The organism is Nakamurella multipartita DSM 44233, from assembly GCF_000024365.1.
GTDB classification, from domain to species: Bacteria; Actinomycetota; Actinomycetes; order Mycobacteriales; family Nakamurellaceae; genus Nakamurella; species Nakamurella multipartita.
Window position 1 is genome coordinate 4,500,745 of sequence record NC_013235.1, and the last position, 13,438, is coordinate 4,514,182.

Sequence of the window (13,438 nt, forward strand, 5' to 3'; positions counted from 1 at the left end):
ACCCACCCCACAAAGCAGGGCAGACAATCCGGCAAACAACACCAAACAAAAACATTTGGCACTGACTATCGGTACGCTGTTGAGTTCTCAAAGAACGGACACACACCCGCCCAGACCTTTCGATCTGCTTGGGGGCAACCCGATAAACGTTACCGGGTCCATCCTGGCCTGTCAAGTCGCTCTTTCGAGTGAATCTGTCCGGCTCTGGAGCGGACCCTCTCGGATCCTGCGTCCCGCCGGCCAGTCCCGCACGGCCGTCGACAACTGTACGGCATCTGCGGAGGTGCTGGTGACCATCGGAAGTCCCGGCGCCCGTTCAGCTCTCGTGATGCACGCCACGCAGTGGATCTTGACCCGGCAGGCAACCTGCCGGCCGCTCGTCGCTCCGGGAGCGCTCGTGGCCGCGCCTGCTCGGCGGGCTAGGACGTCGGCTGCGCGGAGCCGGACGGGAATACCGGCGGCAACGATCCGGACGGTTGGTAGCGCATCACCGTGGTCAGGTCCTGCCCGCGCACCTCACCGGCCGAGTGGTAGGCCAGTCCCCACTCGTCGATGAACGAGCCGTCCGGGAACACACACAAAGAAACGACCACGTCGTCCGGGTCCTGCTGGGCGACCCATCCGCCGCCGGACGCGCTCACGCCACCGCCGAAGGTGGACGAACCGTTCAGCTCCTTGCTGCAGTAGCCGGTGGCCGGGTTCCCGCCCCCGGTGGATGCGGGCATCGGCACCTTGGACAGGTAGGCCAGCCCGGCCAGCGTCGGTTCGGTCGAGGACAGCGTGGTCAGGTCGACATAGATCCGGGACTTGGCCTCGTCGTCGGCCTGGAACCGGCACATGGTCGCGGACCCGCCCAGCGCCAGCCACTGGTTCTGGCTGCCATTGGTGTTCCAGTACGGCGCCCGGGTCTGGACCTGCCCCCCGGACGTCCTGCAGTACTGCTCCTGCTCGGCGGTCGCCCCCGCCGAGGCCGCGCCGGAACTTGCCGCCGTGGGACTGGCCGCCGTGGGACTGGACACGGTGGGACTGGACGCCGTGGCCGAGCCGGACCCGCCGGTCGAGGCCGACCCGCGGGTCGCGGGTGAGCTGGACGCGACCGAGGCGGCACTACTGCTCGCGGCGGCGCTGGTCCCGGCTGTGGACCCACTCGATCCGCACCCGGACAGCAGCGCCAGCACCAACACCGACGTCACCGCCACCGGGGCCGCCGCTGCTGTGCGAGTCCGACTCGTGCTCATCGCTGCTCCTTTACCGTGGCCGCCGTTGGCCGGGCCATCATCATCGCGCGACGGGTGACAGACAGCGATCCCCGGTGACCGCGTGTTGCGGTCCCCGGGGATCGATGGCGATGCGCTGGGTCGAACTGTCTAGATCACTGGTCAGATCACTGGTCAGATCACTGAGGCGCGGCCGGCCTCCAGCCGGGCGACGGGCACCCGGAACGGCGAGCAGGAGACGTAGTCCAGGCCGGCGTTGTGGAAGAAGTGGATCGACTCGGGGTCACCACCGTGCTCGCCGCAGACCCCGAGTTTGATGCCCGGCTTGGTCGCGCGGCCTTCCTTCACCGCGATCTCCACGAGCCGGCCGACGCCGTCCGCGTCGATCGTCTCGAACGGGGAGATGGTGAACACGCCCTTCTCCAGGTACTTGACGAACAGCTCGGCCTCGACGTCGTCCCGGGAGAAGCCCCAGGTGGTCTGGGTCAGGTCGTTGGTGCCGAAGGAGAAGAAGTCGGCCTCGTCGGCGATGCGGTGCGCGGTGAGCGCGGCCCGCGGCAGTTCGACCATCGTGCCGATCGGGACGGACAGGCTGTGCTGGCCACGCGGGGCGGACGCGCCCAGCACCACGCCGCGGGCCTGGGTCACCTCGGCCAGGATCGCCTCGGCCTCGTCCCGGATGATGTGCAGCTCGCGGACCGACCCGACCAGCGGCACCATGATCTCGACCCGGGGGTCGTGCCCGTCCAGCACCAGGTCGCACGCCGCTTCGGCGATCGCGCGGACCTGCAGGCCGAACAGGCCGGGCACGACCAGTCCGAGCCGGACGCCGCGCAGACCCAGCATCGGGTTGGATTCGTGCATCCGCTCGACCGCGTGCAACAGCTTGCGGTCGGCCTCGACCGCGTCGCCGGTCTGCCCGGTGGCCTCGGCCACCGCCACCTTGACCGCGAGCTCGGTGCGGTCGGGCAGGAATTCGTGCAGCGGCGGGTCGAGCAGCCGGATGGTGACCGGCAGCCCGTCCATGGCCCGCAGCAGCTCCCGGAAGTCCTCGCGCTGCAACGGAAGCAACGCCTCGAGGGCGGCGTCGCGCTCGTCGCCGGAGTGGGCCAGGATGACGCGCTCGATCAACGACCGGCGATCGCCCAGGAACATGTGTTCGGTCCGGCACAGGCCGATGCCCTGAGCCCCCAGCGAACGGGCCCGGGCCGCATCCTCGTGGGTGTCGGCGTTGGCCCGCACGGCCAGCCGGCGGACCGCGTCGGCGTGCGAGAGCACCCGGTCCACCGCCTTGACCAGGTCGGCGGTCTCGGCGTCGGCGTCGGCCAGGGCCGACTCCAGGCCGTTCTCGATGTAGGTCGCCACCGGCGAGGGCACCACCGGCATCGCACCGGCGAACACTTCGCCCGTGGTGCCGTCGATGCTGATCTCGTCGCCCTCGCTGATGGTCGTCGAGCCCAGGGTCAGCCGCTTGGCGACCACGTCGATGTCGAGCTGCTCGGCCCCGCAGACACAGGTCTTGCCCATGCCGCGAGCCACGACCGCGGCGTGGGAGGTCTTGCCGCCCCGCTGGGTGAGGATGCCGTTGGCCGCGATCATGCCGCCCAGGTCGTCCGGGTTGGTCTCCCGACGGACCAGGACGACCTGCTCGCCGCGGGCCGCCCACTCCTGGGCGGTCGGCGAGTCGAAGACCGCCCGGCCGACCGCGGCGCCGGGCGAGGCGGCCATGCCCTTGGTCAGCAGCACGCGCTCGGCGGACCGGTCGAACTGCGGGAACATCAGCAGCGCGAGCTGGGCGCCGGTCACCCGGGCCAGCGCCTCGTCCATGGTGATCAGGTTCTCGTCGACCAGCTGCGCGGCGATCCGGAACGCCGCGGCCGGGGTGCGCTTGCCGACCCGGGTCTGCAGCATCCACAGCTTGCCGCGCTCGATGGTGAACTCGATGTCGCACAGGTCCCGGTAGTGGGTCTCCAGCCGGCGCATCACCCGCAGCAGCTGGCGGTGCGAGTCGGGATCGAGGTTCTTCAGGTCGTCCAGCGACAGCGTGTTGCGGATGCCGGCCACGACGTCCTCGCCCTGCGCGTTGGGCAGGTAGTCGCCGTAGGCGCCGGTCTTGCCGGACGCCGGGTCACGGGTGAACGCGACGCCGGTGCCGCTGGTCTCGCCCAGGTTGCCGAAGACCATGGTGCAGATGTTGACGGCGGTGCCCAGGTCCTGCGAGATCCGCTCCCGGCGCCGGTAGAGCCGCGCCCGGTCGGTGTTCCAGGAGTTGAAGACCGCGCGGATGGCCATGTCCAGCTGCTCGCGCGGATGCTGCGGGAAATCGACACCGGAGTGCTCGACGATGAAGCCCTTGAACTCGGTGACCAGTTCCTTGAGATCCTCGACGCCGAGCTCGAGGTCGTTGGCCAGCCCGCGGGTCGCCTTGGCCTTGTCCAGGGCGTCCGCGAACACCTCACCGGGAATGTCGAGCACGGTCTTGCCGAACATCTGCAGCAGCCGGCGGTAGGAGTCCCAGGCGAACCGCTCGTCGCCGGACTCCTCGGCCATGCCCTTGACGCTGGCGTCGTTGAGGCCGATGTTCAGGACGGTCTCCATCATGCCGGGCATGGAGAACTTCGCCCCGGACCGGACGCTGACCAGCAGCGGATCGTGCCGGTCGCCCAGCCGGCGACCGGTCTTGTCCTCCAGGTGACGCAGCGCCATGGTGACCTGCACCCGCAGATCACCGGGCTCGGTGCCGATCGAGAGGTACTCGCGACAGGCCTCGGTGGTGATGGTGAAGCCGGGGGGTACCGGCAGGCCGAGCTTGGTCATCTCGGCGAGGTTCGCGCCCTTGCCGCCGAGCAGGTCCTTCTGATCCTTGTCGCCCTCGGTGAAGTCGTACACGTACTTGGTCAACGGCGTTCTCCTAGCCAGGTGTCGGGTCAGGTCAACCGGTTCGCTGCGCCGCGAGCCCGATGGCGACATCGATGATCATGTCCTCCTGTCCGCCGACGTAACCAGCCTCGCCGACCTTTCGGAGTATTTCGTGAGAAGACACACCGTATCGGTCCGCTGCACGTTCGGCGTGCAAAAGGAATGAATTGTAAACACCGTAGCGCCCCTGCACGATTGAGGCTCGGTCGGCGACCGGCATGCGGGTGATCATCGGCTTGACAATGTCCTCGGCGGCGTCCAGGACCTTGGCCGCGTCGACCCCGGTCGGCACGCCCATGACGTCGAAGACCGTCGCCAGGATCTCGGTCGGCGAGTTGCCCGCACCGGCCCCCAGCGCGCACAGCGTGCCGTCGATCTGCCGGGCCCCGTTCTCGTAGGCGACGATCGAGTTGGCCACGCCCAGCGACAGGTTCTGGTGACCGTGGAAGCCGACCTGCGCGTCGTCGCCGAGCTCGGCCACCAGCGCCTGCACCCGGTCGCGGACCATGTCCGGCAGCAACGCGCCGGCCGAATCGACGACGTACACGCACTGGCAGCCGGCGTCGGCCATGATCCGGGCCTGCTTGGCCAGCTGCTCCGGCCCGATCCGATGCGAAAGCATCAGGAAGCCAACGGTTTCCATGCCCAGCTCGCGGGCCGCGGTGAAGTGCTCGACGGAGACGTCGGCCTCGGTGCAGTGGGTCGCGACCCGGGCGATCTGCGCGCCGGCGCTGTGCACCTGCTTCAGGTCGTGCACGGTGCCCAGCCCCGGCAGCACCAGGACGGCGATCTTGGCCCGGGTGGCGGCGCGGACCGCGGCGGCCACCAGCTCGGCGTCGGTGTGCTTGCCGAAGCCGTAGTTGAACGACGAGCCGGCCAGCCCGTCCCCGTGGGTCACCTCGATGACCGAGACCCCGGCCGCATCCAGTGCGGTGACCACGTCGGTGACGTTGTCGGTCGTGAACTGGTGCCGGACGGCGTGGCTCCCGTCGCGCAGCGTGCTGTCGGTCAGCCGGACGAACGGCCGGTCCGAAGTGGTGGAATTTGCAATTGTCTGTTCGATCGTGGTCATTTGTTAGCCGCCTTCTGAATCGTTCCCGACAGAGCGATCACTTCTCCGGCACGCACCGCGGCGGCCGTCATGATGTCCAGATTTCCCGCCCACTCGGGCAGGTAGTCGCCATTTCCGCGGACTTCCAGGAAGATGCCCACCCGGCCGTTGCCGTGCCACAACGGGTTGGGGTCGTCGAACTGCGGATCGCTGCGCAAGGTGTAGCCGGGCACGTACTGCTGCACCGTCGCCACCATCCGGTGGATCGACTCGCTGATCGCATCCTGGTCGGCGTCCGCGCCAATCGCGCAGAACACGGTGTCCCGCATGATCATCGGCGGCGTCACCGGGTTCAGGATGATGATCGCCTTGCCCTTGGCCGCTCCGCCCACCGCTTCGATGGCATGCGAGGTGGTCTCGGTGAACTCGTCGATGTTGGCCCGGGTACCCGGACCGGCCGACCGGGAGGCGATCGAGGCGACGATCTCCGCGTACGGCACCGGGGTCACCCGGGAGACGGCATGCACCATCGGGATGGTGGCCTGCCCGCCACAGGTGATCATGTTGACGTTGGCCGCCCCAGCGTGCACGTCCGCGTTGACCGCGGGGCAGACGAACGGGCCGATGGCCGCCGGGGTCAGGTCGATGGCCGTGATGCCGGCGGCGGCGTAACGGTCGGCGTTGGCCAGGTGCGCCTTGGCCGAGGTCGCTTCGAAGACCAGGTCCGGGACCTCCTGCTCGAGCAACCAGTCCACCCCACCGGCACTGGCCTGCACGCCGAGCGAGCGGGCCCGGGCCAGACCGTCGGAGGCCGGGTCGACCCCGATCATGTACTTGACGTCGATGTGCTCGGAGCGCAGCAGCTTGACGAGCAGATCGGTGCCGATGTTGCCGGGTCCGACGATGGCGGCGGTGGCCCGGCCACCGGTGGTGGTGGGCGCCGCAGTGGCGGTCGTGCTGGTCATTGCAGGGTCTCCTGTCCTACCGGACGGCTCCGGGTCGGGTTCGGAAAAGCGAATGCACCGTCAGTCGATGCGGGAGGTATCCGGCGGTTGTGCCGCTCAGCGGGAGAAACGAACTCGGTACTGCTCGGGTCATTGCACTGTGCCCTGGAGCACACGCATCATCAACCGATGCGTACCGGTGAGCGGAACACTCATGACTCGGTGATCGGGCGGGCCTCGGCGTTGCTGGGGGCCTACGACTCCCGGCACCTGGCCATCGGCGTGTCCGAACTGGCCCGCCGGTCGGGCCTGGCCAAGACCACCACCGCCCGGTTGGCCGCCGAACTGGCCGAGCACGGCTTCCTGGAGCGCACCGAGGGCAGCGACTACAAGCTGGGCAGCCGGATCTTCGAGCTGGGCTCGCTGGCCTCCCGGCAGCGACAGCTGCGCGAGGTGGCGTTGCCGTACATGGCCGATCTGCGCCAGGTCAGCAAGCAGACGGTGCACCTGGCCGTGCTGGTGGGCACCGAGGTGATGTACGTGGAGATCGTGCGCAGCCGGGACGCACCGCGGATGCCCTCCGAGGTGGGCGGCCGGTTGCCCGCCCACGCCTCCGGCGTCGGCAAGGCCATGCTGGCGTTCTCGCCGGAGCCGGTCGTCCAGTCGGTGCTGGACACCGGCCTGCCGGCGGTCGGGCCGCGGACGATCACCGCCCCCGGGCTGCTGCTGCGGGAGCTGCGCCGGATCCGAGAGTTGGGAATTGCCTACGAGAGTGAAGAGTCCGGGCACGGCATCGGTTGCGCAGCCAGCCCGATCATCGGCCCGGACGGGCAGGTCGTTGCGGCCATGTCCATCTCGGGCTGGAACGGCAAGTTGGACCTGCGCCGGATCGGTCCGGCGGTCAAGACGGCGGCCCTGGCACTGAGCCGCGACCTGGCCATCCGTGGTCCGGCGGCCCGCCCCGCCTGGGCCGGCCGGGTCTGATCGATCACCCGCGGCCGGACGCCGCCGGCCGGCCGGCCTACTGGGCCGGGCCGACCGGTTCCGCATCGCCCGACGTCGGGCCCCAGCTCACCACCAGCTCCCGGCGCGCGCCGAAGCGTTCCAGATGCCGGGCGAGCACGTCCTGCAGCCGGGCCAGCGCCTCGGGATCCCCGGCGGTGGCCCGCAGCTCCAGGCCGGCCGGCGTCGGCCGGACGACGCCGACGCCGTAGCCGAAGACCAGCTGACCGGCCGGTTCGGGTTCGCCGGGCACGGGTTCGACCGGCACCTTGCGACCCAGATGGGACAGCAGCTGCTTGGCGTAGCGCCCGGCGGCGTCCGTCGGCACCACCGCGACCGACTCCAGCATGGGGTGGTGCTCCTTCCGGTCGACGGTGGGGCCCGCGGTCAGCGCAGGTTGCTCAGCCCTGCTCGGCGCGCTTGGAGAACCGGACGGTGACCGGGCCGAGGTGGGCGAAGTCGGCCCGGAAGACGTCGCCGGACTGCACCGGCACCATCTTGTGCACCGCGCCGGGCAGCACGATGTCGCCGGCCTTGAGTCCCGAGCCCAGGCTGCCCAGCTTGTTGGCCAGCCAGGCCACGCAGCGGGCCGGGTTGCCCAGGGCCGCGGCGCCGGCGCCGGTGTCGATGACCTCGCCGTGCCGGGACACGACCACGCCCAGGGTGCGCAGGTCCAGGTCGTTGACCGGGAGCATCCGGCCGCCGACGACCAGCAGGCCGGAGGAGGCGTTGTCCGAGACGGTGTCGACCAGCTTGATCTTCCAGTCGGCGACCCGGCTGTCCACGATCTCGACGGCGGGCAGGGCACCGGCGATGGCCCGCAGGGCACCGGCGGTGGTCACGCCGGGGCCGGCCAGATCGGTCTCCATGACGAAGGCCAGCTCGGCCTCGACCCGCGGTTGGACCAGGTCGTTGAGGTCGATCGGGTCGCCGTCCTCGATGAACATGGCGTCGGTCAGCACGCCGAAGTCGGGTTCGTTCACCCCGAGCAGCTGCTGCATCGGCGCGGAGGTCAGCCCGACCTTGCGGCCGATGATCTTCTCGCCGGCGGCGACGCGGCGGTCGATGTTGATGGTCTGGATCGCATAGGCGTCCTCGACCACCAGGTCGGGGTAACGCTCGGTCAGCGGGGAGATGGGCTTGGCCGTACGGTCGGCCTCCCAGAGCTCGTCGGCCAGCTGCTGGTGAAGGGAGTCGGCAGTCACCTGAGCAGACTCCTGCCTGGCCGGGCGCCGGGCAACCGGACGGCCGCCGATTCCGGGCAGTGGAACCCCTGGAGCGACCCATCGCCGAGCGACCGATCGCCGGCGGGCCGGGTGATCGCCGGGCGGGTCAGCCCCCGGCGCCGGGCAGCTGGGCCAGCCGGTCCGCGAGCTGGCGCCGGGAGGTGATGCCCAGCTTGGCGAAGGCGTTGCGCAGGTGGTACTCGACGGTCTTGATGCTGACCACCAGCTCGCCGGCGATCTGCCGGTTGCTGAGCCCGTCCGCGGCCAGCCGGGCCACCACCAGCTCCTGGGCGGTCAGCCCGAACCGGGGCCCACCGGGGCGGTCGGCCGTGGCCAGCCCGGCCGCCGCCAGCTCGGCGTCGCAGCGTTGCGCGTACGGCGTGGCGCCCAGCCCGAGGAACCCGGCCCGGGCGGCCAGCAGCAGCTCGACGGCCCGCCGGCGGTTCCCCGCCGCGCGGGCCACCTCGCCGGCCGCGAGTTCGATCCGGGCCCGTTCGAACGGCGCGCGCACGGTCCCGACCACCGTCAGTGCCCGGTCAAAGGCGGCCTGAGCCGCCTCCGGCCGGTCCAGTGCGGCCTCGACCCGCCCGCGGGAGCGGGCCAACCGGGCGATCGCCGTCGGCCGACCCCGCTGCTGCGCGCGCTGCTCGTGCGAGAGCAGGAACTGATCGGCCTCGGCGGCGCGCCCGACCGCCACCAGCGCGTCGGCGTACAGGTCCGGCCACGGCCAGAAGCCGGGCTCGTCGACGGCGTCCCGGATCGGGAACTGGTGGACCCGGTCCAGGGCGGCCAGCACGTCCCGCGGCCGGCCGCGGGCCTCCCCCACCCGGGCCCGGGCCAGCCCGAGCGCGACGATCGAGCGTTCGTAGTGCACCTGGCTGCGTGGCAGCAACCGCAGGTGCTGCTCGGCGGCCGCCCAGTCGCCGCGGGCCGCGGGCACCAGGACCGCGATCCCGACCACGGCCGACCGCAGGAAGCCCAGGTCGGACTCCAGGTTGATCGACACCGCCCGATCGGCGTTGACCTGGGCGTCGTCCCAGTCGCCGGCCATCCACTGGGCCCGGGCCAGGTAGGCGTAGCTGAACGCCGCCGTGTTCAACACCCCGATCCGGGACGCGCTGGCCGCCACCGACCCCAAGACCGCCGCCGCCGAATCGAACTCGTCCTCGACCAGGTGCAACACCCCCAACGCCGAACGCGGGTTGAGCCAGCGGTAGGGCGACTCGTCCGGCTGCCGCTGGGCCGCGACCACGGCCTGCGCCTGATCCAGCCGGCCCAGGTAGCCCAGGCCGTGCGCCAGGTAGGTCACCGCGGCCACATGGATGGAGGTCTGCGGGCCCATCCGGTCGCTCTCGTCCGGCCGGTCCGGATGGTCGGGACCGGACTCCCGGTCGCCGACGGCGGCCAGCGCGCGCTCGCACCAGGCGACCGTGCCGGCGGCGTCCAGCCGGCCGTAGTGGGCGATCGCCTGCATCAGCGCGACGGCCGCGACGTCGTCCCCCTCGAGCGCGGAACCGTCCGCCGCGCAAGCCCTCTCGCAGGCCGCCCAGGCCCGGTCGAGCAGCTGCCCGGCCCGCTCGGGTTCCTCGGCGGCCATGGCCAGCGAGCCCAGGACCAGATCGCGCAGCGGTTCGGGCGGGTAGGCGGTTACCTCGTCGACCAGGTCGGACGCGGCGGCGGCGTCGCCGCGCATCAACGTCCAGATCAACGCCCAGAGCACCCGGCGGCGCGCCCGGTCCGGGTCACGGCTCAACCGACTGGCCGAAACCAGATGAACCGCAGCGCTTTTCCAGTCGAAGCGGCGCTGGGCGCGGGCGGCGAAATCGGTCAGGTCGGCGGCCAACCGTTCGTCCGGACCGGTGGCGGCGGCCACTCGATGACGCAGGGCGGCCGCCTCGTCCGCGCTGACCCGGGCCGCGGCGGTGTGCAGGGTGTACCGAGCCGCCGGGCCGATCGCGTCGTAGACGGCGGCCCGCACCAGCGGGTGGGTGAACTCCACCGACCAGGGGCCGTCGGCCGACCGAACCCGCAGCAGATCGCTCGCCGTCGCCTCGTCGATCGGCCCGACCGGGTCGCTCAGGCCGGCGATGGCCATGACGTCGGCCACCGCGGCGTGCAGGCCGAGCACGGCCAGGGCGTCGACGAACCGGCGGGTGTCGGGCGCACTGTGCTGGTAGCGGGACCGGACCAGGTGCCGGAACGGCCGCGGCGCCGGCAACAGCGACTCGTCCTGCCGGTTCACCGGCCAGACGGTCACCGGGAACTCCTCCAGCAGGGCCCGGGCGTGCAACGGGTTGCCGTCGGTCCCCTCCCGCAGCCGGCGGGCCACGGTCGAGCCCACCCCGGAGACTCCCAGGGCCGTGGCCAGGTCCCGCAGTTCTCGCTCGTCCAGCCCGGACAGGCGCAGCACCGCGCCCAGGTGACCGGTGATCAACCTGGTCAGGCTCTCCGGGAGGTCGCCGGCCGCGCGCTCGCGGGTGGCGAACACGGCCAGCACCCGGTCCGCGACCAGCCGGCGCAACGCGAACACCAGGGCCAGCAGGGACGGCCGGTCGGCCCACATCGCATCGTCGATGATTATCACGACCACCGACCCGGCCATCGCGTCCAACCGGTGCAGCCACTGCGCCCCGACGGTGATCGGGTCGGCCAGCGGAGCGGAATCGGCGGGATCGGCGGGATCGGCGACCGCCGGACCCGATCGATCGGGCAGGTCCGGCAGTCCCGGCGTGGCGGGTCCGGCCGAGCGGGCGAGCTGGCCGAGCACGCCGTAGGCGAGCAGGTCCTCGTGCAGATCGCCGCTGGCCCGCAGGACGACGACATCGTCGGCGGCGGCGGCATCCTCGGCCAGACGGTCGAGCAGGGCGGTCTTGCCGATCCCAGGGGCGCCCTCGATGAGCACCACCCGTGGGCGGCCGGCGCGGGCGTCGGCCAGGCACGCGTGCAGCACGCCGAGCTCGGTCTGACGTCCGACGAACGGGACCATCACGTCCTTGGGGGCGGGCGCAGGGATGGGACGGCGAGCGGCGCAACGAGCGCAGTGCGAACCCGACTGACCCTACGCCGCGGCCGGCGGTCGGCGGTCATGTCCGGGTCCGGCGGTCGCTCGCGCCGACCGGGGTGGGGGCCAGCAGGACCGCCTCGTGCAGCGCCCGGCCGATCGGACTGGTCAGCACGACGTCGAACCACTCGACGGCCACATCCAGGCCGAGATCGGCGGACCCGTCCACCCCGCGCAGCGGCACCGCAACCAGGTCGCGATCGCCGAGGAGGCCGGTCAGGCCGATGTTGACGATCCCGATCCCCAACCCGGCGGCGACCAGCGCGGCCAGCGTGTGCGGCGCCTCGACGGTGATCCGGGGAGCCGGCGCCGCACCGGGGTCCTCGCCGAGCAGCGGTTCGATCACTCCGCCGACCACCGGGCAGAGGACCAGCCGCTGCTCGGCCAACCGGTCGACCGAGATCCCCCCGGCCTCCCGCGCCCACGGGTGTGCGGCCGGCAGGAGCGCTTGCAACGGCTCCCACCAGAGCACATGCCGCCGGGCCAGCGGGTGCGGATCTCGGTCGACCGGGGCCACGACCAGGACGGACTGCTCGGCCGCGGCCGCGCCCGCGTCCTCGGACCAGCCATCGGGTTCGGACACGGCGACCGTGGCGTCCGGGAAACGCTCCAGCACGCCGGCCAGCACCGCGGGCAGGATGGTGGCCCCGATGCACGCGGTGGTCTGGACGCGGATGCTCTGACCGGACAGGGCGCGGACCGCGGCCAGGGCGGCGCGCGCCGTGCGCACGTCGGCCAGGATCTCCCGGGCGTGTGCGGCGAACACCTGCCCGGCCTCGGTGACGGCGGCCGGCCTTCGGCTGCGATCGATCAACCGGGTGCCGAGCTCGCGCTCCAGCGAGGCGATGTGTGCGCTCACCCGCGACTGGGAACGATGGACCTGAGAGGAGGCCGCCGTGAAACCACCACGGTCGACGACCGCGAGGAACGTCTCCATCCAGTCCAATTCCACCGGAGTCATGATGGCTGCTCGCGACCCCGGGCCGGGCTCGGCCGACCCCAGGACCGACCCCAGAATCGGCCCGGACACCGTGTTGCGCATTGGTCCATCCGTGTCGCGGATGGTTTCCTCACGATGACGCACTGGTCTGTGGCTGCCACGATGTGTTTGCCTAGGGCCGGAGTTGATCACCGGATCGGTCATTTCGAACGAATCCGCTCATGACGTCGATGACGACGAGGAGGTGGCCTTGGCCGGCAATTCCACGGAGTCCGGGCGGTCCGTCACCAGCAAGATCACCTCGATCCTGCTGACCTTCACCGAGGGCTCGGAACACTCGCTCACCGAGATCGCCCGGCTGGCCGGGCTACCGATCTCGACCGCGCACCGCTTGACCTCCGAGCTGGCCTCCTGGCGGTTGCTCGAACGCACCGACGACGGTCACTACCGGGCCGGGCTGCCGCTGCGGATGATCGGCACCCAGGACACCGAGCGTCCCGGCCACCCCACCATCGCCGAGCGCGCCCCGTGCATCATCGAGGACCTGTCCGCCGCCACCCGATCGCGAGTGCGGCTGGGGGTGCTCAGCGAGCTCGAGGTCGCCTACATCGAGAAGGTGCCCGGTCCTCGACCGGCCTCGACCTTCAGTTCGGCGGCCACCGTGCCGGCGCACCCGACCGCGATGGGCCGGGCCCTGCTCGCCTTCTCCTCCGCGCGGATGGTCGAGATGACGATCATCCGCGGGCTGCGGGCCTACACGCCCCACACCGTCACCTCCCCGGACCGGTTCCGGCGAGCCCTGGGGGTGACCCGGCTGACCCGGGTCGCGGTGACCCGCTGGGAGCTGGAAAGCGAGCTGTGCTGGGTCGGGATGCCCGTCTTCGGCCGCGGCGGCGAGGTGCTGGCCGCCATCGAGATCTCCGTGCAGGACCTGCAGCGGGACATGCATGCGGTCATCGGCACGCTCGCGATCGCCACCCGCAGCCTCACCCGGGAGCTGGCCGGCCGGCCCGGGCCCGACCTGCCGGTGCAGGCCTGCCCGGAGCCGGAAGACCTGCACCTGGCCGCCACCACCTGA

General features: G+C 71.4%; 11 protein-coding genes. 3 read left to right on the forward strand and 8 right to left on the reverse strand.

The features are described from left to right. Positions 1-419 precede the first annotated feature (419 nt). Complete coding sequence (locus tag NAMU_RS20210; RefSeq protein ID WP_052308020.1) at positions 420-839, reverse strand: putative hemolysin; 420 nt, start codon at positions 837-839, stop codon at positions 420-422. On the opposite strand from NAMU_RS20210, the gene NAMU_RS27680 reads away from it, so the two are divergent. Further along, positions 838-1,296, forward strand: coding sequence for a hypothetical protein (locus NAMU_RS27680; protein ID WP_052308021.1), 459 nt, complete (start codon positions 838-840; stop codon positions 1,294-1,296). The genes NAMU_RS20210 and NAMU_RS27680 overlap by 2 nt on opposite strands. A gap of 95 nt (positions 1,297-1,391) precedes the next feature. On the opposite strand, the gene ppdK is transcribed toward NAMU_RS27680, so the two are convergent. From ppdK to NAMU_RS20230, 3 genes are read right to left on the reverse strand one after another with little or no spacing between them, the layout of a single operon-like run. Further along, positions 1,392-4,118, reverse strand: coding sequence for a pyruvate, phosphate dikinase (ppdK, locus tag NAMU_RS20220; protein WP_015749195.1), 2,727 nt, complete (start codon positions 4,116-4,118; stop codon positions 1,392-1,394). A gap of 31 nt (positions 4,119-4,149) precedes the next feature. Beyond that, the gene (dmpG, locus tag NAMU_RS20225; RefSeq protein ID WP_015749196.1) at positions 4,150-5,208 is read right to left on the reverse strand and encodes a 4-hydroxy-2-oxovalerate aldolase; all 1,059 of its coding nucleotides are present in this window, start codon (positions 5,206-5,208) and stop codon (positions 4,150-4,152) included. Next, on the reverse strand, positions 5,205-6,152 hold the full coding sequence (locus NAMU_RS20230; protein WP_015749197.1) for an acetaldehyde dehydrogenase (acetylating): 948 nt from the start codon (positions 6,150-6,152) through the stop codon (positions 5,205-5,207). The genes dmpG and NAMU_RS20230 overlap by 4 nt, the downstream gene beginning before the upstream one ends. A gap of 168 nt (positions 6,153-6,320) precedes the next feature. On the opposite strand from NAMU_RS20230, the gene NAMU_RS20235 reads away from it, so the two are divergent. After that, positions 6,321-7,115 carry an IclR family transcriptional regulator gene (locus NAMU_RS20235; RefSeq protein WP_015749198.1) on the forward strand — a complete coding sequence of 265 codons (795 nt, stop codon included), beginning with the start codon at positions 6,321-6,323 and terminating at the stop codon, positions 7,113-7,115. 37 nt (positions 7,116-7,152) lie between these two features. Here the strand turns inward: NAMU_RS20235 and NAMU_RS20240 are convergent, their stop codons facing one another. From NAMU_RS20240 to NAMU_RS27685, 4 genes are all read right to left on the reverse strand, one after another. Continuing rightward, a complete protein-coding gene (locus NAMU_RS20240) occupies positions 7,153-7,482 on the reverse strand; it encodes a DUF2218 domain-containing protein (protein WP_015749199.1) in 330 nt (109 codons plus the stop codon). A gap of 52 nt (positions 7,483-7,534) precedes the next feature. Then, positions 7,535-8,338: a 2-keto-4-pentenoate hydratase gene (locus NAMU_RS20245; protein WP_015749200.1), complete on the reverse strand. Its 804-nt coding sequence runs from the start codon at positions 8,336-8,338 to the stop codon at positions 7,535-7,537. A 127-nt stretch (positions 8,339-8,465) separates the two neighbouring features. After that, positions 8,466-11,345 (reverse strand): helix-turn-helix transcriptional regulator, encoded by a 2,880-nt coding sequence (locus NAMU_RS20250; protein ID WP_015749201.1) that lies wholly within the window; start codon positions 11,343-11,345, stop codon positions 8,466-8,468. A gap of 97 nt (positions 11,346-11,442) precedes the next feature. Beyond that, a complete protein-coding gene (locus tag NAMU_RS27685) occupies positions 11,443-12,381 on the reverse strand; it encodes a LysR family transcriptional regulator (protein ID WP_015749202.1) in 939 nt (312 codons plus the stop codon). 223 nt (positions 12,382-12,604) lie between these two features. On the opposite strand from NAMU_RS27685, the gene NAMU_RS20260 reads away from it, so the two are divergent. Beyond that, positions 12,605-13,438 (forward strand): IclR family transcriptional regulator, encoded by an 834-nt coding sequence (locus tag NAMU_RS20260; protein ID WP_407669257.1) that lies wholly within the window; start codon positions 12,605-12,607, stop codon positions 13,436-13,438.